The organism is Micromonospora sp. NPDC093277 (assembly GCF_044765245.1).
Taxonomy (GTDB): domain Bacteria; phylum Actinomycetota; class Actinomycetes; order Mycobacteriales; family Micromonosporaceae; genus Micromonospora.
The window spans coordinates 77,282-98,681 of the sequence record NZ_JBIWJO010000015.1; the positions used below are offsets into that span (position 1 = coordinate 77,282).

Genomic DNA, 21,400 nt, shown 5'->3' on the forward strand with positions numbered 1-21,400 from the left:
CCCCCGGTCCCGTCCAGCCAACCTGACGGGGCCGAGAGTAGCCAAGGCAATCCGATATGTCGCAGAAACAGATGGATTGCCGTATTGCCGCCTGGGCCGCGTGACCCAGCAATGCGAAACGCCAGGTCGACACCTCGCCTTCGAACACTTGTGCGAACATGGGTACGTGTCGAGTGAGGCCACCATCCTGCACGCCGACCTGGACGCGTTCTACGCGTCGGTCGAGCAGCGCGACAATCCCCGGCTACGCGGCCGCCCCGTGATCGTCGGCGGCGGAGTGGTGCTGGCGTGCAGCTACGAGGCGAAGGCGCGCGGGGTGCGCAGCGCGATGGGCGGGCGGCAGGCCCGGCGGCTCTGCCCGGAGGCGATCGTGGTGCCGCCGCGGATGGCCGCGTACACGGCGGCGAGCCGGGCGGTCTTCGAGATCTTCCGGCGAACCACCCCACTGGTCGAGGGGCTCTCCATCGACGAGGCGTTCCTGGACGTGGGTGGGCTGCGCCGCCTGGTCGGCCCGCCCGCCGACATCGCGGCGCGGCTACGCCAGGAGGTACGCGAACGCGTCGGCCTGCCGATCACGGTGGGGGTGGCCCGGACGAAGTTCCTGGCCAAGGTGGCCAGCGGGGTGGCCAAGCCGGACGGGCTGCTGGTCGTCGCGCCGGAGCGCGAGTTGGCGTTCCTGCACCCGCTGCCGGTGGAGCGGCTGTGGGGCGTCGGGCCGGTGACCGCCCAGCGGCTGCGCGACCGGGGCATCCGTACGGTGGGACAGGTGGCCCGGCTCGACGAGCCGGCCCTGGTGTCGCTGCTCGGCCCGGGCGCCGGCCGCCACCTGCACGCCCTCGCCCACAACCGCGACCCGCGCGCGGTGCAGGCCGGACGGCGACGGTCCTCGATGGGGGCCCAGCACGCACTCAGCCGAGCCCCGCACTCCCCCGCCGAGTTGGATGCCGTCCTGGCCGGACTGGTCGACCGGGTGACCGGGCGGATGCGCTCGGCCCGGCGCACCGGGCGCACGGTGACCCTGCGGCTGCGCTTCGCCGATTACACCCGGGCGACCCGCTCCTGCACCCTCGACAAGGCGACCGCGCAGACCCGGCCGCTGCGCGAGGCGGCGCAGACGCTGCTACGCGCGGCGCTGCCGGAGATCGAGACCCGGGGCGTGACGCTGCTCGGGGTCTCCGTCGGCAACCTCGGCGACGGCCACGTGCAGTTGACGTTGCCGTTCACCCGCGACCCGGGCGCCGAGTTGGACACGGCGGTGGACGCGGTCCGGGACCGGTTCGGTTCGGCCGCGCTGACCCGGGCGGTGCTGCTCGGGCGCGACCCGGGCCTGGAGATGCCCCGGCTGCCGGACTGACCGCGGAGGTATGGTGCGCGGATGTCGATGTTCCGGACGCCGCAGGTGATCCTGTTCAGCGAGGACGTCACCCGGGCCGCCGCCTTCTACGCCGGGCTCGGGTTCACCGAGACGTTCCGGGTGCCCGCCGAGGGCGAGCCGATCCATGTGGACCTGGCCCTCGACGGCTACAAGATCGGGATCGCGTCGGTCGCGTCCAGCCGGGCCGACCACGGTCTCGACCCGGTGCCGTCGGGTCAGTGCGCGACGGTCGTCCTGTGGACCGACGACACCGCCGCCGCGTACGCGGCGGTCACCGCCGACGGCGCGCCCGCCCTGGCCGCCCCGCACGTCTGGCTCGACCGGCTGCTGATCGCCTGGACGGCCGACCCGGACGGCAACCCGATCCAGATCGTCCAGCACCTGCCGGCTGGATAGCCGGTCGTCGCGGCGCCGGCCGCTGCCGCACAATCCAGTGATCACGCGGCATCTGCCGCCCGGTACGCGTGATCGCCGGCCCCGGGGACGGGACCGGCGATCACCGCTGGTGCGACTACGCGATGCGGCGGATCCGGCGGATGGCGACATAGACCAGGAGCAGGGCGAGCACGACGAAGATGCCGGTCTCGATGCCCTGGAAGAGCCAGAACCGGCTCCCCGGTTGGTAGAGCTGCCAGTTGTAGGCGCCCGGCCCGAGGCCCAGCTCGGCACCGCAGGCCTGGCCGTCCGGCCCTTTACCCCCCGGCGGGCAGGCGATATGGGTGTCGGCCGCCACCATTCGGCCGTCGGCGTTGCGGACCCCGCTGGAGAGAACCCAGTCGCCCCGGGACATGAGCGGCTGGTCCGTCCCCTCGATGGGAGAGGTGAGGGTGCGGGCGGGTTGATAGTGCGGCCTGGCCAGGATCGCCACCGCTGCCCGTACGCTGACGAATCCGACGAGAGTGACGCCCATGGCGGGCAGCATGCGACGCCAGACGGTGCCGGCGAAGATGCCGAGCGCCACGGCGAAGAGGGTGTAGCCGATCGGAACGACGCCCTGCAGGTCGAAGACGATGACGCCCATCCGGCCCTCGTGTGCGGCCTGGGTCAGCGGGCTGACCCACCAGGACATGCCCAGCCCGTAGCAGACCGCGAGGGCGAGCGCCGCCGCACCGACGAGCCCGAACTTCACCAGCGCCCAGTGTGTGCGGCCGACGCCCTGGGTCCAGACGAAGCGGTGCGTGCCGTGTTCCACCTCCCGGGCGACCAGCGGGGCGCCCCAGAACAGGCCGACCAGGATCGGCAGGACGAGCAGCAGGACGGCCACGAGATTCAGGCTGCCGTACCGGGTCGTGAACTGCCGGAACGCCCCGTCGCAGCTGCCCACGGTCTCCGGGGCCACGTTGGCGTCGGCGAGCTGGCGCACGCAGTCGGGCAGGCCGAGGTCGGCGAACGTGTGCCGCATCGACAGGCCGATCGGGATCATCAGCGCGGCGAGCGCCGCGAACGCGACGAGGGTGAACAGCGCTTGTTTGCGGTGTTGCCGCCAGGTCAGCCAGATCATGCGGGCACTCCCCACTCGGCGTGACTGGTCGTCGTGTCGCCGTCGGCCAGGTAGGCCAGGACGATGTCCTCCAGGCCGACCTCGCGCTCGGTCCAGGCGGGATCGTTGATCGCGCCGCTGGTGCGGACCAGCAGCGTGGACTGCCGGTCGGTGTGGCTGGCCCGGACCACCGCCGCGACCCCGCCGAGCGGGCCGCCGTCGTGTCGGGGGCCGACCAGCTGCCGGTGCTCGGCGACGAGTTCGTCGACCGGGCCGGTGAGTCGCACCTGGGCGGATTGCAGCACGATCAGGTAGTCGCAGACCCGCTCCAGGTCCGCCAGCAGGTGCGACGAGAGCAGCACCGTGGTGCCGGCGTCGGCCACGCTGCCCATCAGCGACTGCAGGAATTCCCGCCGGGCCAGCGGGTCCAGGCTGGCGACCGGCTCGTCGAGCAGCAGCAGCCGTGGCCGTTTGGCCAGCGCCAGCGCGAGCGCCACCTGTGCCCGCTGCCCGCCGGACAGTTTGCCGACCGGCCGGTTGGGCGGAATGCCGAGCTGGGCCAACCGGTTGCGGGCCAGGTCGGCGTCCCACCGCCGGTTCAGCTTCGCGCCGGCGGTTACCAGTTCGGCGGCGCTGAAGTCCCGGTACAGCGGGGTGTCCTGGGCGACGAAGCCGAGGTCCGCCAGGGTTCCGGTGTTGTTGTAGGGCGATTCGCCGAACACCCGCACGGCCCCTGCGTCGGGCCGGAGCAGGCCCACGGCCAGGTGCAGCAGGGTGCTCTTGCCCGCGCCGTTCGGCCCGACCAGGGCGGTGACCCGCCCGGCCGGCAGGTGCAGCGAGCAGTCCCGCAGCGCCCAGGTGTTGCCGTACCGCTTGCCTAGCTGGTCGGCCTCCAGGACTATTTCCATCCTCTGTCCTCTCCTCCGCTCACGCGGGCTCCTTCTGCGGTGTTTCGTCGGCGAGTGCGGCACGCATGGTGGTCTCCACCAGGGCGACGACGTCCTCGGGGGTGAGGCCCGCGGCGCGTGCCCGGTGCAGCCAGGCCACCAGGTCGTCACGCAGCTCGGCCTGGTTGGGCAGGGAGGCGCCCGCCAGGGTCCGTTCGACGAACGTGCCGACCCCGGGTCGGCCGCCGACCAGGCCCTCGATCTCCAGTTCGCGGTACGCCTTGAGCACCGTGTTCGGGTTGATCGCCAACGACTGTGCGACGTCACGAACCTTCGGCAGCTGGTCGCCCGGCGCCAACAGGCCGACTCGTAGCGCCTGCTTCACCTGCTGCACCAGCTGCATGTAGGTGTTCACCTTCGACCGGCTGTCCAGCACAAACTCGATCACCCAGGACGATCCTCTCTATTGTCCTACGGCAGTAGGACTATAGGACAGGGTTGTCGCGATCGGTGACGCTGTCAAGGCCCCGCCATGGCGCGTCGCCCGACGTGGTGACGTCCGACCCCGGCGGGCCTGGCCGGTTCTGTCGGTGGTCGGCCGTACCCTGGCCTCCGTGGTGGGTTCGATCGACCGCGTCCAGGTGCTCGGCTTCCGGGCGCGGGCCCAGCAGTTGGACCGCGCGGACGGCACGTTGGCCGACACCGCCGTGCTCGACATCGGCGTGCAGGACACCGGGCCGGACGGCGGCCGGTGGGCGCTACGCAACCGCGGCGTCGACGGCCCGGCGCTCGCCGAACCCGATCTGGCCACGCTCTGGACCGTGCGCGGCGCTCCGCACCTGTACCGCCGCGAGGACCTGCCGCAGGTCGCCGCAGCCGTGGCGCCGTTCTCCGAGGCCGATGCCGGCAAGCGCATCTACGATGCGGCCAGGCCGTTGAAGGCGGCCGGCATCGGCAACCTGGCCGCGCTGGACGCGGTCGCCACCGCCATGCGGTCGGTGGTGACCGAGCCACTGGTCAAGGGCGCGGCGTCCGCCCGGGTGGCCGCCCTGATGTCCGAGCCCTACCTGCGGTTCTGCCGGCCGTGCGACGCCACCCACCTCTACGAGATGCCGTTCCGGCTCGCGGCGGTGCGCGCCGGGCTGGAGTTGCGGGCCGGCACGTCCCCGCCGGTGCTGCAACCAATCGTCGGTTTCCGGCCGGCGGACCGCGTGCCGGAGCGCTTCGACCTGATCCGCGCCTATCTGCGGTTGCTCGGCCCGGCCACCCCCAAGCACGTCGCCGACTACCTCGACGCACCGGTCAAGGACGTCAAGATCCGCTGGCCGGCCGACGTGGTCGAGGTGTCCGTCGCCGGCGAGGCCCGCTGGGTGCTGTCCGCCGACGCCGACCGGTTCGACGCGCCACGCCCGCAGGTGGTCCGGCTGCTCGGCCCGTTCGACCTGTTCCTGCAGGCAAAGGACCGCCCGCTGCTGGTCGACGACCCGGCCCGGGCCAAGGTCCTCTGGCCGGTGCTCGGCCGGCCCGGCGCGGTGCTCGCCGACGGTGAGGTCGCCGGCACCTGGCGGCCCCGCCAGTCCGGCGGGAAGCTGACCGTGCAGGTGGCGCTGTGGTCGGCGGCGACCTCCCGCCTTCGGGCCGCCATCACCGAGCAGGCCGAGCGGCTGGCCGCCCACCGGCAGGTCCGACTGGTCAAGGCGGACTTCGCCGACTGACACCGTGGGCACCGCGACGCGGACCCGCGACGGCCGTGGAGACGGCTCCAAATCCCGCCTGTAGGAAATCTTCCCCCGATGGCGTTGACTTCGTCGATTTCCAACACAACAATCCCCATCTATATCGATGCCTGTCGTTATCGATGGGCGACTATGGGAGGAGGTATCCATGGCAGCTCTGCAAGGCGAGATGTCCTGGTTCTGCTGCGGCAGCGCCTGGGGTCCCTGCGGCACCGCCGGCGGAGGCGCCTGCGGCACCTGCAAGTCGGGCAACTACCAGCACGCCTGGCCCAACGCCTCGGACGCATGCTTCGCCATCACCCACCCGGACAAGTGCGGCATCAGCATGAGCCGCCGCACCTGCGGCTTCACGCATTACACCACCAACCCCTGCAGCGGCAAGCGGATCGGCACCACGATCGCCGATTGCGGCCCGCAGACCGACCTGTGGTGCGGCGAGCGCACGTGCTGCGGCGCGTCCTGCGGCACCAACCGCATCATCGACCTGACGCCTGCGGCGTACAGCGCCATCGCCAGTCTTTCCACCGGGCTGCGGCCCTGCTCGGTCGACGTCGTCTGAACGGGAGACGCCACCATGAACCAGACCCTGAATCGCCGGCGGCTGCTCGCCACCGCCGCGCTCGGTGGCGTGGTCGGCGCCACCGGGCTCGGCTCACTCGCCCCCGAAGCGGCCTTCGCCGCCGAGCCCGTCACCGTCGAACCGGGCGCGCCGGACCCGAACTTCGCCGAGGGCCGGATCAGCAAAATCTCCGGCAGCATGCTGCTGGTCACCGGCTCGGACCTGGTCCTGCACTCGATCCGGATCACCGACGGCACCAGCATCTGGAAGCTGAACCCGACCACCTTCGACCAGGTGGCGGTCGGGGACGGCCTCTACGCCCGCGGCCTCCGCCTGCCCGACGGAACGCTCGCCGCGGACTCCATCTGGGTCAACATCGTCAACCTGCACGCGCACATCGCGTCGGTCGGCCGCAACATGCTGCACCTCGACCATCAGGGCCGCCGGATCGTCGCGCACGTCGTGCCGGGACGCTCCGCCGCGGTCTACAACAACACCCCGGCGATCAGCGACATGTCGCTGCTGCGGGTCGGCCGGCACGTCCAGGTTCTCGGCGCCTGGCATCCGGACACCAACGAGATCAGCATCGCCACCGTCTACGCAGCCGCCTGATCGGCGAGGCCCGGGCGGGGCGGCCGCGCACCGCCCGGGCACCCGCCGGCCGGACCACCCGATTGGAGAAGAATGATCGAGCTGATCGCGGCGCTGCAACCGCTGGTCGTCGGTGCGGTGCTGATCTGGTCCTCGCGCGTCAAGCTGTTCAGCCGGCACGCCGCCGCGGCCGCCAACCGGTCGGCACTCGTCCGGCTGCTCGGCCAGCGGCGGGCGCTGCCCGCGTACCGGCTGCTCGGCGGCGTCGAGCTGACCCTCGGCGCGCTGCTCCTGCTGCCGCCCGTACTGCGGCTGGAGGCGATCGCGGCGACCGTGCTGGCCGTCGGTTTCCTCGGCTATCTGGCGTACGCCCGCCAGGCCGCGCCCACCTCCTCGTGCGGCTGTTTGAGCGCCCGTTCGGCACCGGTCTCCGGCCGCAGCCTGGGCCGGGCCGCGCTGCTGGTGGCGGCGGGCGCACTTGCCGCCGTGGCCCCCGCCGGCTGGCCGGGCGCGCTGTCCGAGCGACCGCTGGCCGGGACCGCGATGCTGGTCGCCGAACTGGCGGCGGTGGTGGCGCTCTCGCCCGAGCTGGACGCCGCCTGGCTGCTGCCGCTACGCCGGCTGCGGGCCCGGTTGACCCACCCGCTGCGCGGCGGGTCCGGCGTACCGCTGCTCGCCACGGTGCAACAGCTCCAGCTCAGCGACGTCTACCGGCGGATCGCGCCGCTGCTCCGTTCGGACGTCCGGGAGCACTGGGACGACGGCGACTGGCGCTTCGTCGGGCACGCCGCCCGCTACCAGGGCCGCCCGGTGACCGCGGTGTTCGCCGTGCCACTGGCCGACCGGGAGCCCGACGCGGTACGGGTCGCCGTGGTCGACGACGCCAGCGGGCAGACCGTGCTGAGCCTCGCCGGCGCGCCGCCCGCCGGGCCCCGACTCGCCGTCGCACCCGCCTGAAGGCGGCGGGACGACTCGGTGCCGGCGGGATCGGCACCCGGGCCGGGCGGGACCACCGGGTCCCGTCCGGCCCGAACGGCGCCCACCGGCTCCGCGCCGCGGTCAGGTGTGCGCTGCGGCCGGGTGCGCGCCGCGTGCCGAGATCCGTGCCCGCGGCCGGCGGCGGCGGTACGGTCCCGGAGTGACCACCGAGACCCCGATGCTGCGCACGGACACCGCCGCGCTCGACTACTACCTGCTGCACGGCGGGACGGGTGACGGCCATGCGGCAGGGCTCGTGGTCGAGGAGTTCGTCCTGGCCGACGACCTTTCCGCGCCCCTGCTCCGCAGCGCTGGCTGGACGCCGGCCGCCGGCGGCTGGTGGAGCTCCGCCGCGTTCGCCCGGTCGGTCCGCGCGGACCGGCGACTCCGCGCCCGCCTGACGGCCGTCGACCGCGCCACCGCGGCGGCGACCTACCACCGGCTCGGCGGCGGCACACTGCCCGCCGAAGAGGCGCTGCGCGACCAGTTCCACGACGACCTGCCGCTGTCGTCCGGGGCACCGCTGCGGCTGGGAACCGGCCCGGATGTGCACCGGGTGCTGTTCGCCGGCGAGCTGGACGATGGCCGGTTGGCCGGCCTGAGTGCGGCGCTGCGGCTGGCCGAGGGCCCAAGCACGACCGGGGCGCGACCGGGGGTGGTCGGCACCGGGCGGCTGCGGGTCGACGACACGAACCTTCGCTGGGACCTACGACGCGTCGGCGGCGCCTGGTGTATCGACGTGATGTCGGAGCCGGCGGCGGGAGACGCCTTGCGACGGATGCTGCGCCGGCTCACCGGCCTGGCGCGCGGCCAGGGGCTGGTCCCCGCCACCGTCGATCGCCTCTCCTGAGCGGGCTGGCGCGACGGTAGCCCGGCCGGGAGGACCGGGACAGGGGCCAGTTTCCGGTCGGTGGTCTGCCACCGAACCTGCGCCAGGGCCGTGTCGGGACCCGGACCGGGCGGCCGGCCACGCCCGCCCGGCGAACGGGAGGTCAGCCGCGGAACGTCCGGTCGAGCAGGGCGAACAGGGCGGACCAGTGCCGCTCGGTGGCCGGCTCGTCGTACATCGGGGTGTCGGACTGGGTGTAGCCGTGCGGAGCCCCGGTGTAGACCTCCGAGCGGTAGCTGACGTCGGCCGCGTGCAGGGTCTTCTCCAGCGTGGCGATCTGCGCGGCGGTCATCGACGGGTCCTGGTCGGCGTGGCCGAAGTACAGCTCGCCGGTGACCGAGCCGAGGGCCAGGTGCGGGCTGTCCGGGGCGTCGGTGACCACCCGCCCCGCGTGGAAGGCGGCCGCCGCGGAGATCCGGTCCGGGTACGCCGCGACGGCCCGCAGCGCGTTCGTACCGCCCATGCAGTAACCGACGATCGCCGCCGAACCGGGGGCGACGCCCGGCTGCCCGGCAAGGAAGTCCAGGTAGGCGCCGGTATCCCGGGCCACCACCTCCGGGGTCAGCGCCTGCATCATCGGGCGGAGCTGCTCGATCAGCTCCCCGCGCCGGTTCGCGTCTCCGAGCAGGGCCAGGTCGATCAGCGGCGCGCGGCCGGACCGGTAGAAGAGATTCGGCACCAGCACGACGTAGCCGCGCGCGGCGATCTTCTCGGCCATCCGCGCGACGGCCGGGCGCAACCCGAACGCGTCGGTGAAGGTCAGGACGGCCGGGAAGGGGCCGTCCCCGTCCGGCCGGACAAGGTACGCGTCGGCCACGCCGTCGTCGGTCGGCACGTCCACGGTCGTCGTCTGCACTGCGGGACCTCCTAGCGCTGATCGTTCCGCCGTGCACGGTACTCGCGCCACCGGACCCCGGCCCGTCGAACCAGTGGCTTCGGCGCGCGTCAATCGTGACCTCTCCCCCCTGTCGCCCGATCCGGCGATACATCCACAATTGACTCTGGACGGGACACTGCTCCCGTCTCCACGCACCACCGTCAACGCAGGAGTACGAAAGGGAGGAACAGTGTTTCCCCTCACCCCACCCAGCACGATCCGCCATCCCGCCTCGCGGGCCGCCCTCGGGACGGCCCTCCTGGTGGCCGCCGGCCTGGCCGTCCCCGTCGGCCCGGCGTCGGCGGCGGGGGCGGCCACCAGCGCACCTGTCGCCACCAGCGCCGCCCTCGTGACGGTTGCCGCCACCAGCAGCCGGCCGGTCCTGCGCCAGGGCACCAAGGGCGCGGCGGTGACCACCCTGCAGCGCCGCCTCACCGCGTTGCACTACGACGTGGGAACCGTCGACGGCGCCTTCGGACCGTCGACGTTCCACGCGGTCGTCGCCTTCCAGAAGGTGAACGGTCTCGCCCGCGACGGCATCGTGGGGCCGCGCACCTGGTCGGCGCTCGACCGTCCGGTCGTCCCCAAGCCGAAGTACACCCACTCCGGCTATTCGCTGGAGGCCAACCTGAGCAAGCAGGTGCTGTACCTGGCCCGCGGCGGTTCGGTGGTGCGCATCCTGGACGCGTCCAGCGGCAAGGCCAGCACGCCGACCCCGACCGGCAACTACACGATGCAGCGACGCATCGACGGCTGGCGGCAGAGCAACCTCGGCCTGCTGTGGCGGCCGTACTACTTCTACAACGGCTACGCGGTGCACGGCGCCAACTCGGTGCCGGCGTATCCGGCCAGCCACGGGTGCGTGCGGGTGCCCGTGCCGGCGATGAACCGGCTCTGGTCGACCCTCAAGGTCGGCACCCCGGTGCACATCTACCGCTGACGATCGTCCGGCCGGCGGCCCCCGGGGGTGATCCCGGGGGCCGCCGTCGTCCGTGGCTCCACCGGGATGTCGATCCGGCCCGATGGTCGCGCCGCGCCGGCCGTGCCGTTTGAGGCGGTGCTGGCGGGGAAAGCGGGGCATCCAGCCGAGAGAAGGGCCTTGCAGATGGACGACAATCAGTTCATCGGCCTGGTGGCGAAGCGGACGGGGACGTCGTCGGAGCAGGCGACCGCCCTCGTCCGCGCCACGCTGACCACCCTGGCAGAGCGGATCGACGGCGGCGAGGCACGGGACCTGGCCGGCCAACTCCCGCGGGGTCTGCGGCCGTACGCTTTCGCCTCCGGTGAGACCGCCGAGCGGTTCGGACTCGACGTGTTCGTCGAGCGGGTCAGCGGGCGGGCCGACGTCGACGTGACGCAGGCGAAGGACGCGGTGACCGCGGTGTTCGACGTCCTCCGCGAGGCCCTGCCGCCGGACGCGTACGACGATGTCGTCGCGCAGCTCCCGGCGGAGTACGGTGACGTCGCCGACCTGACCGCCCCCTTCGTGGAACGTACGCGCTGAGCGCGGCCGTCGGGAGATCATGGTGAGCACCGATCGGGGCGAGCAGGCCGATCCGCTGCGTCAACCGCCGGAGGCCGACGCGCAGGAGCAGCGGCAGGACGAGACGGTGGTCGGCCCGCCGGACCGGGTCTCGGACGCGGTGCCGGAGGCGTCGGAGGCCGACCTGGCGGAGCAGGGCGTCCTGGTGCCGCCGAGCGACCAGGCCGACCTGGCCAGCTCGGTACGCGGCGACGTCACCGACGCCGACGCGCAGGAGCAGAACCAGGAGATACCTGTGCCGGACGAGGATCGCCGGGGCTGAGCGGGCCCGGAGGGTCGGGCGGTCGGCGGACACCGCGCGGCGAAGCGGGTACGCGTCCAGGCCGACCCGGCCGGCTGTCTCGCCGCCGACGGCCCGCCGCCCGAGATGGTGGACGGCGGGCCGGTGCGGCCCGGATCAGTGTGTGGCCACGGCGACCGCGTCCGGCTCGATCGCGGCGAGTCGCGCGGGCCGGACGACGGCCAGCAGGACGGCGGTCGCCGTGATCATGCCGCCGGCGATCACCGCGGCCATCGCCACGCTTCCGGTGCCGAGCGCACCGACCAGCGGCGCGGACAGGGCCCCGATGCCGAACTGCACCGCCCCGAGCAGCGCCGCCGCGGTGCCCGCCGCCTCGCCGTGCCGGGACAGCGCCAGGGCGGGTGCGTTCGGCATGGCCAGCCCGGCCGCGGCGAGCACCACCCACAGCGGGGCCAGGATGGCGGGGAGTCCACCGAACCCGGTGGCGGCGACGACGACCAGCACCAGTCCGGCCGCGGTGCCCATGGCAAGCGCGGCGACGAGGATCCGCTGCGGCGTGTACCGGCGCAGCAGCCGCACGTTGAGCTGGGTGGCGGTGATCAGCCCGACGGCGCCGGCGCCGAAGGCGATCCCGAACTGCTGCTCGTCGAGCCCGTACTGCTGCTGGAAGACGAACGACGACCCGGCGACGTACGCGAAGAGCGCCGCCATGGCGAGCCCGGTGACCAGCACCAGGCCGACGAAGGTCCGGTCGCGCAGCAGGGTGGCGTAGTCCCGCCCGGTGGCGGCCACACCGCCGCGGCGGCGCTGCTGGGGCGGCAGGGTTTCCGGAAGCCCGACGGTGGCGACGACGGCGAGCAGGACGCCGAAGACGGCGAGGGCGACGAAGACGCCCCGCCAGTCCGACCAGCGCAGCAGCCCGCTGCCGAGAGTGGGGGCCAGGATCGGGGCCACACCCATCACCAGCATCAGCCGGGAGAAGAGCTTCGCGAAGGCGGAGCCGCTGAACAGGTCGCGGACGACCGCCGTCGCCACCACGGAGGTGGCCGCGACACCGAGTCCCTGCAGTACGCGCAGGGCACCGACCGCCCCGATGTTCGGCGCGAGCGCGCAGAGCACGGAGGCGACGATGTGCAGGCCGATGCCGGCGAGCAGCGGCTTGCGTCGGCCCACCGCGTCGGACAGCGGCCCGATCAGCAACTGCCCGATGGCCAGGCCGGCGAGGGTGCCGGTCAGGGTCAGCTGGACGGACGCCGAGGTGGTGTGCAGGTCGGTGGTGATGGCCGGGAGGGCCGGCAGGTACATGTCGATGGTCAGCGGCCCGATGGCGATCAGCGAGCCGAGGACGAGGACGAGGCGCAGCCGTTGCCGGGTGCTCATCAGGTCACCGGCGAGCGGGGCCGGAGTGGATTGCTCGATCGTGTCGACGGTCGCGGTCATGGGGCGTCCGCCCGGAGCCGGACGGAGAAGTGTGCGGCAGTCACACCAGCCACCAAATCATCGGATGACCGTTCTCATTCCCGCTCGGAAGGATGGTGCCTCAGGTCACATCCTGCGCGAACGCTCAAGTGCGCCGATCGTGGAATCGGTAGCGACGCGAGCCAGCAGTGGAGGACCTGGTGCCGGATTATCCGAAGGCGATCACCCCCGTCGACCACGTCGAGCCGGTGCCCCGCCGGGTCCGCGCGTTCCTCGCCGCCGAGCCGGTGCTGGACACCATGCGGGCCCGGTACGTGTGGGAATGGCCGTACTACCCGCAGTACTACGTCCCGAGCGCGGACGTGGATCGTGCCCTGCTGCTCGACGAGCAGCGTACGGAGCCGTCGCAGCGCGGCACCGCCCGGCTGCACGGGCTGCGGGTCGGCGACACCACCCGTGCCGGCTGCGCGCGGTGGTACGGAGACGACGCGCTGCCCGGGCTGGCGGACACGATCCGGTTCGACTGGGCCGCGCTGGACGGCTGGTTCGAGGAGGACGAGGAGGTGTTCGTCCATCCCCGGAACCCGTACGCCCGGGTGGACGCGCTGCGGTCCTCGCGCGGGGTCCGGGTGGAGCTGCACGGGACGGTGCTGGCCGAGTCGACGTCGCCGGTGCTGGTCTTCGAGACCGGCCTGCCGACCCGCTACTACCTCGACCGCACCGACCTGGAGCTCCGGCACCTGGTGCCGTCGGACACCAGGAGCGCCTGCCCGTACAAGGGCCGGACCAGCAACTACTGGTCGGTACGCGTCGACGGCCCGGTGCACCCGGACCTGGCCTGGTCGTACAGCTTCCCCACCGCGGCACTGCTGCCGATCGCCGGGCTGGTCGCCTTCTACAACGAGAAGGTCGACCTGATCGTGGACGGGGAACGGCTGGATCGGCCGCGTACCCACTTCTCCTGAGCGGACGCGGCCGGTCGGGCCGGCGTCGCGGTGGCGCAGGGAGGCCCGGCCGAACGGCCCCAACCGGACATCTTCTAGCATGTCAGGCCGGACGTGGCCGCCAGTTCGGCTCGACGAGATGCCACCGGGGGTTGCCAACATGCCGTACGCCGACGTCGCCTCGCCCTCAGCGGGCAACGACGAGGCGACGTCCTTCGACGCCTTCTACCGGGCCACCCGGCAGCGGCTCTTCGAGTTCCTCCACGCCCTGACCGGTGATCCCGCCGAGGCGCAGGACGTGCTGCACGAGGCCTACGCCCGGGCGTGGCAGCGGTGGTCGACGGTGACCACGTACGAGGCGCCCGAGGCGTGGGTACGTACCGTGGCCCGGCGGATCGCGGTGAGCCGGTGGCGGCGGGCCCGCAACCGGCTGATCGCCCACCGCCGGTCCGGCCCGCCAGGAGAAATACCCGGTCCCGACGCGAACCGTGTCGCGCTCCTCACCGCGCTCGCCCGCCTGCCGGTCGAGCAACGGACCGCCATCGTGCTGCATCACCTCTGCGACCTGCCGGTGGCCGAGGTCGCCCGGGAGACGGGCACGCCCGAGGGCACGGTCAAGGCCCGGCTGGCACGCGGTCGGCGCGCGCTCGCCGGCCTGCTCGGCGTAGACCTGGAGGAGACGAGCCATGTCTGACGAGCTCGACGCGCTGTTCACCACGTTGCGTGGGACACCCCCGCCGGCCACCTTCGCGCCGGCCGACCAGGTCCGCCGGCGCGGCCGGCAACGGAGCCACCGCCAGGTTCTCGCGGCGGGCGCCGGCGTGCTCACCGTCGCGGCGGTCGCCGGAATGCTGGGCGCGGGCCTGGCCGGGCAACGACCCGGCCTCCTCTCCGCCCCGGACGGATCGGCGGGGTCGACCGTTCCGACGACGTCGACCGTTCCGACCACGTCGACCGTCCCGACCGCGTCGGCCGCGGCCACCGCCATGTCCTCGGCACCGGCCGGCCCGTCCGCGTCGGCGTCCGCCGACCCGCTGCTCCAGACACAGGACCTCGGTCCCGGCGACTGGCGGCGCTTCGAGGCGGAACAGATGGAGAACCCGGACCGCTGGTACTGGGGATTCTGGGATGGTCTGTGCCCGGCGTACCGGTCCCGTTCGTTCACCTCGCTGGCACGACAGGAAGCCCTGGAGACGGTCGCCTACCGAACGGGCGGCGCATCCGGTGGCGGCACCAGCGTGTCGCAGATCGTCGAGCGGTACACCGCCGGCTGGGGCCATGACAACCTGACCGATGTCCGCGCCGTCATCGACCGGTGCGGGCAGGCGAAGCCCACCTCGGCGACGCCGACCGTGGAGCGGTTCGCCGTCGTGGACACCGGCTTCGCCGGCGACGAGTCCCTGCTCGTCCAGCAGGACGTGGTGCAGCTACGGCCGAGTTCGGCCGAGCACGTCGGCTACATCGCCGTGGTGCGGGTCGGGGACGTGGTGACCACGGTCCGGGCGTATCCGCCGGAGCCCGACCGGGTGCGCGGCCTGGCCGAACTGGCGGCGGCCCGGCTGGGGTGAGCCACGTCGGGACGGGCCACGGCCACGGCCGGGGGCGGTGCTCGCGGCGGTGGGACGGGGGCGGTGCGGGTGCGCCGCGGGCGGTCAGGCCCATTCACCGGTGAACAGCGGGGCGACCGGGCGCTCCCGGCGCCCGATCCGCAGGTCCCCGAAGACCGTGCTCCGCGCCGCCCGCTCCACCTCCGAGTCCAGGTCGATTCCCAACTCCGCCGAGGCGTCGTGGGCCGCTCCGATCAGCACCAGCTCGGTTCCCGGCTGGTCGAGGAAGTCGGGTGGGTCGAGCGGGGCGAACCGGCGCCCGTGGAACGCCGCCTGCAGCGCGGCGGGCAGCCGGACCTTCCGGGGCCCGCGTAGGCCGACGCCGGGCGGAGAGGGCGCCTGCGGGTTCTTCACCGTGACGATGTAGCTCGCCTCCGACTCGATGCTGAGGTCGTGCTGCGCCGCGCCGAGACGCGGCGGGAGTTCGAGCTCGTACGCGAGGTGGGTGTGGTCGTCGTGGCGCGCGATCACGTACGCGCCCTCCGCCGCGGGCCGGGCCGGCGGCTGCTCGCGTCTGTCGCGGGTCCTCGTCCGGTAGCTGCGCGCCCGCAGGGCCTCGTGCAGTTGCTGGGGCCGGTCCACCACCTCGTCGACGAATGCCCAGAAGCGGTCGTGTTCCTCGATGCCGGGCAACCGTTTGCGTCCGACCACCAGCAGCCGTAGGTGCCGCCCGTGCCGCGGGTGCATCACGACCAGCAGCCGCTGAACCTCCGCCAGCGAGTCGACGTGCTCCTCCTCGACCCGTGGGCGGTAGAGGAAGTAGATGTCCCCGTCCTCGAGCAGCTCGGCCATTCGCCCCGGGTACCCGGTACGGCCGGTGGCCAACGCTGTCCACGACAAACGGACGAAAACACGGCCTATTCGGGCTTGTAACGACCAAATCTTGATCTGCCCATTACATCGATGTATAATACTATACCAATTAAAGAAGCGGTCGGGTGACCACCGGAAGAAATGCCTCACAACGACTTGAACCGGCGACTCCACCAAAGGCCGCACGTCCGAACAATCCGAGTAGACGGGAAATTCGGTTTCAGGCTGGTCCGCACCGGACCAGCCACATGCTGGCCATTCACAGCCGCCTGCCCCAGCTTCGACCTGACCAGCGCCAGTTGGCCAGGTGCTCGACGCCGCGGTGAAATGCCCCTGGAACAGGCGGAACCGGAAGAGGGCGGAGAATGAGCGGAATTCCGACCGCATCCCTGATCATCGGCATCGCATCCTCGCCGGACGAACGCAAACGACTCGCACAACTGCTCGCCGGAACAGCGGCCTTCCTGATCGTGTCGAGCGTCGACCAGGCCCGGGAGTTCCTCGGCGTGCCCGGGGCGCCCCGCGCCACCGCGGCACCACCCGTCGAGGCCGCGATCCCCGCGGCCGTGGCGGGCGCCGGCACACCGCCCGGACTGAGCGTCGACTCCGACCGTCGAATGCTGCGCTGGCTGGACCGTGAGATCGAACTGACCCCGTTGGAGCACGACTTCCTGCGCTGCCTGGTCGGCACGCCCGGCCAGGTGTGGACCTACGAGGAGCTGCACCTGACGGTGTGGGGCAACCGACACCTGGGCCGCGGCTCCGACATGCACTCGGTAGTGCGCCGGGTACGGCGCAAGCTCGCCCGGCTGGACGCCACGCCGACCATCCACGCGGTCCGTGGGGTCGGCTTCCGCCTGGCCACCGCCTGACCGTCAACGCCGCCGACACACTCCCACCCGGCCGATCCGCCCCACCACGCGGTCCGGCCCGCCTGGTCGATGACCAGGCGGGCCGGATCTGTCAGCTGACGATCAGATCGTCAGCACTTGATCGGGGAGAGCGCGAAGTCCTCCACCACCGGCGTGCCGTTGACGAGCTTCGTCTGACGGGTCTGGGGCTTCCAGCCGTCCTTGGCGACGATGAGCGTCAGCGGGTTGTTCCGACGGTCCATCCAGTAGGCGTACTTGCCGTCCGCGTCGGCGACGAACGTGTACGAACTCGCCCACGAGTCGACCTGGACGATGGCGCCGACCACGGGAGCCTTCGCACCCTGGCAGCTCGTCCCGGTGACCGTGCCCATCAGCTTGCTCCAGGTGTTCGGCGGGTTCGCCGTCATCGTCACCGCCACCGGCTGCACCGTGTACGGCGTGTTCTGCTTGATCGCGACCGAAGCGTTGAACGTACCCGGCTGGTCGACGTTCGCCGTCATCGCGACGGTGACCGTGACCTTCTGACCCGGCGCCAGCGTGGCCGACGTCTTGTCGATCGTCATCCAGCTGACGTCCGCCGAGGCCTCGGCGCACCCCTCGAACCCGGGCAGCGCCTCGCTCTCGGCCGCGGCGTCGAAGTTGCCCGACGAGCCGCCGACCTTGTAGAAGCCGCACGCCGCGCCGCCACGATAGCGAGCGATGTTGGCGTTCGGCAGGTTGGACCACGAGTTGCTGGCCGGGTCGTACGCGAAGCCGGCGTTGGTGATGGCGCCACCCTGCACGCCGGCGACCACCATGAGCTTGCCGCTCGCGACCGCGAACGAGCTGGCCCAGTTGTCGGCCGGCGCGTCGGCGATGGCCTTCCAGGCGTTGGCCGCCGGGTCGAAGGCGTAGCTGGCCTTCTGCGCCACGGACCCGTCGTTACCGCCGGTGCAGTAGACGGCACCGTCGATCCCGCCGCAGGACAGGAACGCCACCGACTTCGGGTAGTTGGGCAGCGTCTCCCAGGTGTCGCTGCCCGGGTCGTACCGGACCACGGAGTTCGACATCGGCGTGCAGGACGACGTCGTGCAGCCGCCGACGGCGTACAGCTTGTTGTCCGCGACCGCCTGGCCTGCCGCGGCGCGCGCCGCCGGGTTGGTGGCCTTCTTCGTCCAGCTGTTGGCCGCCGGGTCGTACGTCCAGGTGGTGCCGTCGGGCCCGGACGCGCCCCAGCCACCGGTCACGATGATCTTCCCGTCCGCGACGCCCACCGTCACGGCGTTACGCGCGCCCGGAAGATCGGCGATCGGCGCCCAGTTCTGGGCGACCGGGTCGTAGACGTAGTTCTTCGCGGAGGAGGCCGTCCCGTCGCCACCGGCGATCGAGTAGACCTTGCCGTCGAGGTTCACCACCCGGTTGTCCATCACCTTCGCCGGGTAGTTGGCGATGTTCGTCCAGGGCGCGGCGTGCGGGCCGACCGCGGCGGGGGTCGTGGACGACTTGTCGGACGCCTGGGCGGCGAACGACGTCGGGACGTTGAGCCGCTGCTCCGGTGCGCCGCTGGCGGCGAGCAGCTGCTGCTTGCTCAGCTGGGAACCGTCGGCCCGCTGGAGCACGAAGCCGCCGTCCCGCTCACTGAACTCCACGTCGACCGGAGCCCCGCCGGTGTTGGTCACCGTGAAGCTCTTGCTGACCTTGCCGTCGGGCATCTTCGCGGTGCCGACGACCTCGGCCGGCTTGATCGACAGCTGGCCGGCCGCGAGCTGGAAGCTCGTGCCGGTCACCCAGTCGGTCGCGACGTTGACCTGCTTGCTCTGGCCGACGTACTTGCCGGCGTTCGCGGTGAACTTGTGCGAGCCGGTCAGCGACGAGAACATCCAGAAGAAGCCGTCGGGCAGCTTGGTGTCGTCCGGGGTGGCCACCGTGGTGGCCTTCTCCGCCGGCCGATCGTCGCTGGTGACGGTCGCACCGTTGACGTAGCTGTTGTCGTTCTTGTCCTGGACGTGGCCGAGCACCAGGCCACCGTCGACCGGCTGGCAGGTGACCTGGCTGCCGATCAGCACGTTGTCGACCTGCCACCACCATGCCCAGGCGGCGTCGTAGTAACGGAACCGCACCCGGGTCTGCGCGTTGCCGGCCGCCTGCGGGATCTTGACCTCGGTGGCCAGTGGCCCGCGGGCACTGGTCGACTGCAGGAGGACGTTGGACCAGGTGGCACCGCCGTCGAGGCTGAGGTCGACCGCACCGCGGTTGGCGCTCAGCTGCCGGAAGTCCTGGTTGAACCGGATCACCGGCGCCGCGACGTTGGTCAGGTCGACGACCGGGCTGACGAGGGAGGTGTCCTGCCGCTGGCCGCTGCCGTACTTGTCACTGTCGACGATGGCGAAGTTGCCGGTGCCACCGGTCAGGTTGCCCCGGTTGCCCGGGTCGTTGAACTGCCAGACCTGGCCGTTGCCAAGCCCGTCCACCACGGACCAGCCGGACGGCACGGTGGTGCCGTCGAAGGTCTCGTACACCCCGTCGGAGCCCCACCGGTATCCGGGCGCCGCGGTGCAGGAGTTGGCGACCACCGGAACGGCCACGTTGTGGGTGACGTTGCCCGAGCCGACCACGACGTCCTTGGTCACCGTCTGGTAGCCCGGGTACTGCGGCTCGACCTTGACGCTGTACGTCGCCCCGGCCGGGAGCTTGAAGCTGTAGCGGCCGTCGGCGGGCGTGGTGTAGTCGGACACACCGGCCGGACCCTCGACGCTCACCTTCGCGTAGAGCGGCCAACCGTGTCCGGAGCCGTCGGTGACCGAACCACTGACGGTGACGCTCGGCACCGCCGCCAGCGCGACGTTGATCGTGGTCGTCGCGTTCGTGGTGACCGTCGCCGGCACCGTCTTGCTCTGGTAGGCGAATGCAGAGACGGCGACCTGGTAGTCACCGGCCGGCAGGAGGGACGAGTACTTGCCGTCGCTCCCGGTGGTCAGCTGGCGGTCGGCCCCACCGGTCAGGGCCACGGTGGCACCCGCGATCGGGGCGCCGGTGGCCGCGTCGGTGACCGTGCCGGCCAGGGTGCCGGTGTCGCCGATCGGGGCCGCGTCGAGCAGCGCGAGAACGTCCAGCCGGCCCTCGCCGTAGACGTTGTTGTTCGCCGCGGTGCCGCCGCACTGGCTGTCGGCCTTGTCGACCGCCGTGGTGTTCAGCAGCGCGCGGGTCGCGTTGACGTCACCGACCAGCGCCGGTGCCGCCGACCACAGCAGCGCGACCGCCCCCGCCAGGTGCGGGGTGGCCATCGAGGTGCCGTTGTAGCTGGCGTAGCTGCTGCCCGGAATGCTCGACCGGACGTTCACGCCGGGTGCGGAGATGTTCGGCTTGATCGTGCCGTTCTGCCCGGCGCCGCGGGAGGAGAAGCTGGCGATGTTGTTGTTGATGTCGTACGCGCCGGCGGAGTAGTTGCTGGTCAGGCTGCCCGGCGAGCCGCTGGTCTGGCAGCCGGAGCCGTTGTTGCCGTTGGCCCAGGCTCCGAAGATGCCCGACGCGGCCCACGCGTTGGTCACGTCCTCCATGAACGGTTCGTTGGAGGGCAGCGTGGTTCCCCACGAGTTGTTGATGATGTTCGGCCGCTTGCTGGCGTCCGGGTTCTGGCCGTTGAGGTCCCGCGGCTGCAGCATCCACTGGCCGGAGGAGATCAGCGCGTCGTCGGTGGGGCAGCAGCCGTTCGCCGCGATCCACTTGACCTCGGGCGCGACGCCGATCTGGTTCGCTCCGTCGGAGCCGGCCATCGTGCCCATGGTGTGGGTGCCGTGGCCGTTGGTGTCACAGGGGGCGGCGGCGCAGGTCCCGGCGGCGTTGTACCAGTTGTAGTTGTGGTCGAACGTGCCGTCGCCGTTGTTGCCGCGGTAGGAGTTCACCAGCGCCGGGTGGTTGAACTGGACGCCGGTGTCGATGTTCGCCACCGTGATGCCGGCGCCCTTGACACCGTACTGGGACCAGACCTGGTCAGCCTTGATGTTCGCGATGCCCCACTCGAGGGCGTTCACCGTCTTCTCGTTGGTGCCCTCGGTGACCTCGGGCACCTTGTACTCGATCGGGGCGTACAGGCCGTCGACCTCGGCGTGGGTGGCGAAGTTCTGCACCATCGTGGACGAGCCGCCGCTGACCCGGATGGCGTTGGTCGCCCAGAAGGTCTGGTACTTCACGCCCGCCTTGTCGAGCTCGGCCCGGATCTTGCTCTGGCTTCCCGCGGCGGTCTTCTGCAACTCCTCGGCGACCGCGGTGCCTCGCTTGTTCCAGTCCTTGGTGGCGCTGGCCTTGGCGAGGTTCGCCTTGTCCTTGAAGTGGATCCAGAAGTCGCCCTCGCCCTTGGCCTGCAGCTGCTTCGTCAGATCCGGGCGGATCTTGTCCGAGGTGGACGCCGCGCCGGTGCCCGTTTCGGCCTGTGCGCCGGTGCTCATGGTGACCAGAGCTGTCGTGGCGAGGGCCAGAGCCGCGCCTGCGCTCACCAGAGATCTGGCTATGCGCCTCGTGTGTGGACGTCTCAGCATCGCTGCTGCCTCCTCCAGAACGACCCGCAGTTGACCGAGTCATGGCGAAGGGTGCAGGAGATCCTCTGGATCACG

The 21,400-nt window shown here is 71.9% G+C and carries 21 protein-coding genes; 14 read left to right on the plus strand and 7 right to left on the minus strand.

Annotation, left to right across the window (positions count from 1 at the left end; translation table 11 throughout):
• Nucleotides 1-166: 166 nt before the first annotated feature.
• Both dinB and ACIRG9_RS27340 read left to right on the plus strand, forming a co-directional pair.
• On the plus strand, nt 167-1,354 hold the full coding sequence (gene dinB / locus ACIRG9_RS27335; protein ID WP_402861808.1) for a DNA polymerase IV: 1,188 nt from the start codon (nt 167-169) through the stop codon (nt 1,352-1,354).
• A 21-nt stretch (nt 1,355-1,375) separates the two neighbouring features.
• Entirely contained in the window at nt 1,376-1,771 is a 396-nt protein-coding gene (locus ACIRG9_RS27340; RefSeq protein WP_402861811.1) for a VOC family protein, read from the plus strand.
• Nucleotides 1,772-1,886: 115 nt separating this feature from the next.
• On the opposite strand, the gene ACIRG9_RS27345 is transcribed toward ACIRG9_RS27340, so the two are convergent.
• The 3 genes from ACIRG9_RS27345 to ACIRG9_RS27355 are packed head-to-tail and all read right to left on the minus strand — an operon-like array spanning nt 1,887 to nt 4,190.
• Nucleotides 1,887-2,876 (minus strand): transporter, encoded by a 990-nt coding sequence (locus tag ACIRG9_RS27345; protein WP_402861814.1) that lies wholly within the window; start codon nt 2,874-2,876, stop codon nt 1,887-1,889.
• Nucleotides 2,873-3,763 (minus strand): ABC transporter ATP-binding protein, encoded by an 891-nt coding sequence (locus ACIRG9_RS27350; protein WP_402861817.1) that lies wholly within the window; start codon nt 3,761-3,763, stop codon nt 2,873-2,875. Before ACIRG9_RS27350 ends, ACIRG9_RS27345 begins: the two co-directional genes overlap by 4 nt.
• 19 nt (nt 3,764-3,782) lie before the next feature.
• Nucleotides 3,783-4,190 (minus strand): GntR family transcriptional regulator, encoded by a 408-nt coding sequence (locus tag ACIRG9_RS27355; protein ID WP_402861819.1) that lies wholly within the window; start codon nt 4,188-4,190, stop codon nt 3,783-3,785.
• A gap of 166 nt (nt 4,191-4,356) precedes the next feature.
• Here ACIRG9_RS27355 and ACIRG9_RS27360 point away from each other — a divergent pair, with 166 nt between their 5' ends.
• The 5 genes from ACIRG9_RS27360 (at nt 4,357) to ACIRG9_RS27380 (ending at nt 8,456) form a co-directional block, all read left to right on the plus strand.
• On the plus strand, nt 4,357-5,457 hold the full coding sequence (locus tag ACIRG9_RS27360) for a DNA glycosylase AlkZ-like family protein (protein ID WP_402861822.1): 1,101 nt from the start codon (nt 4,357-4,359) through the stop codon (nt 5,455-5,457).
• A gap of 169 nt (nt 5,458-5,626) precedes the next feature.
• Nucleotides 5,627-6,037, plus strand: a complete 411-nt coding sequence (locus ACIRG9_RS27365; protein WP_402861825.1) for a hypothetical protein — start codon at nt 5,627-5,629, stop codon at nt 6,035-6,037.
• A 15-nt stretch (nt 6,038-6,052) separates the two neighbouring features.
• On the plus strand, nt 6,053-6,649 hold the full coding sequence (locus ACIRG9_RS27370; protein ID WP_402861828.1) for a cell wall protein: 597 nt from the start codon (nt 6,053-6,055) through the stop codon (nt 6,647-6,649).
• Nucleotides 6,650-6,721: 72 nt separating this feature from the next.
• Nucleotides 6,722-7,585: a MauE/DoxX family redox-associated membrane protein gene (locus ACIRG9_RS27375; protein ID WP_402861831.1), complete on the plus strand. Its 864-nt coding sequence runs from the start codon at nt 6,722-6,724 to the stop codon at nt 7,583-7,585.
• Nucleotides 7,586-7,766: 181 nt separating this feature from the next.
• Entirely contained in the window at nt 7,767-8,456 is a 690-nt protein-coding gene (locus tag ACIRG9_RS27380) for a hypothetical protein (RefSeq protein ID WP_402861834.1), read from the plus strand.
• A 142-nt stretch (nt 8,457-8,598) separates the two neighbouring features.
• Here ACIRG9_RS27380 and ACIRG9_RS27385 read toward each other — a convergent pair whose 3' ends face one another.
• Nucleotides 8,599-9,351 (minus strand): dienelactone hydrolase family protein, encoded by a 753-nt coding sequence (locus ACIRG9_RS27385; RefSeq protein WP_402861837.1) that lies wholly within the window; start codon nt 9,349-9,351, stop codon nt 8,599-8,601.
• Nucleotides 9,352-9,562: 211 nt separating this feature from the next.
• Here ACIRG9_RS27385 and ACIRG9_RS27390 point away from each other — a divergent pair, with 211 nt between their 5' ends.
• The 3 genes from ACIRG9_RS27390 to ACIRG9_RS27400 all read left to right on the plus strand — a co-directional run bounded on the left by ACIRG9_RS27390 (nt 9,563) and on the right by ACIRG9_RS27400 (nt 11,177).
• On the plus strand, nt 9,563-10,312 hold the full coding sequence (locus ACIRG9_RS27390; protein ID WP_402861840.1) for a L,D-transpeptidase family protein: 750 nt from the start codon (nt 9,563-9,565) through the stop codon (nt 10,310-10,312).
• 165 nt (nt 10,313-10,477) lie between these two features.
• Nucleotides 10,478-10,876, plus strand: a complete 399-nt coding sequence (locus tag ACIRG9_RS27395; RefSeq protein WP_402861843.1) for a DUF2267 domain-containing protein — start codon at nt 10,478-10,480, stop codon at nt 10,874-10,876.
• A gap of 22 nt (nt 10,877-10,898) precedes the next feature.
• Nucleotides 10,899-11,177, plus strand: coding sequence for a hypothetical protein (locus tag ACIRG9_RS27400; RefSeq protein ID WP_402861846.1), 279 nt, complete (start codon nt 10,899-10,901; stop codon nt 11,175-11,177).
• Between the two features lie 135 nt (nt 11,178-11,312).
• Here ACIRG9_RS27400 and ACIRG9_RS27405 read toward each other — a convergent pair whose 3' ends face one another.
• Nucleotides 11,313-12,596 (minus strand): multidrug effflux MFS transporter, encoded by a 1,284-nt coding sequence (locus ACIRG9_RS27405; RefSeq protein ID WP_402861848.1) that lies wholly within the window; start codon nt 12,594-12,596, stop codon nt 11,313-11,315.
• Nucleotides 12,597-12,775: 179 nt separating this feature from the next.
• On the opposite strand from ACIRG9_RS27405, the gene ACIRG9_RS27410 reads away from it, so the two are divergent.
• From ACIRG9_RS27410 to ACIRG9_RS27420, 3 genes are all read left to right on the plus strand, one after another.
• The gene (locus tag ACIRG9_RS27410) at nt 12,776-13,540 is read left to right on the plus strand and encodes a DUF427 domain-containing protein (protein ID WP_402861851.1); all 765 of its coding nucleotides are present in this window, start codon (nt 12,776-12,778) and stop codon (nt 13,538-13,540) included.
• A gap of 139 nt (nt 13,541-13,679) precedes the next feature.
• Nucleotides 13,680-14,213, plus strand: coding sequence for a SigE family RNA polymerase sigma factor (locus ACIRG9_RS27415; protein ID WP_402862108.1), 534 nt, complete (start codon nt 13,680-13,682; stop codon nt 14,211-14,213).
• Nucleotides 14,206-15,087, plus strand: coding sequence for a hypothetical protein (locus ACIRG9_RS27420; protein ID WP_402861854.1), 882 nt, complete (start codon nt 14,206-14,208; stop codon nt 15,085-15,087). Before ACIRG9_RS27415 ends, ACIRG9_RS27420 begins: the two co-directional genes overlap by 8 nt.
• An 84-nt stretch (nt 15,088-15,171) precedes the next feature.
• Here the strand turns inward: ACIRG9_RS27420 and ACIRG9_RS27425 are convergent, their stop codons facing one another.
• Nucleotides 15,172-15,918, minus strand: a complete 747-nt coding sequence (locus ACIRG9_RS27425; protein ID WP_402861857.1) for a hypothetical protein — start codon at nt 15,916-15,918, stop codon at nt 15,172-15,174.
• Nucleotides 15,919-16,304: 386 nt separating this feature from the next.
• Between ACIRG9_RS27425 and ACIRG9_RS27430 the strand changes: the two genes are divergently transcribed.
• Nucleotides 16,305-16,811 (plus strand): winged helix-turn-helix domain-containing protein, encoded by a 507-nt coding sequence (locus tag ACIRG9_RS27430; RefSeq protein ID WP_402861860.1) that lies wholly within the window; start codon nt 16,305-16,307, stop codon nt 16,809-16,811.
• Nucleotides 16,812-16,921: 110 nt separating this feature from the next.
• Here the strand turns inward: ACIRG9_RS27430 and ACIRG9_RS27435 are convergent, their stop codons facing one another.
• The gene (locus ACIRG9_RS27435) at nt 16,922-21,283 is read right to left on the minus strand and encodes a S8 family serine peptidase (protein WP_402861862.1); all 4,362 of its coding nucleotides are present in this window, start codon (nt 21,281-21,283) and stop codon (nt 16,922-16,924) included.
• Between the last annotated feature and the right edge of the window lie 117 nt (nt 21,284-21,400).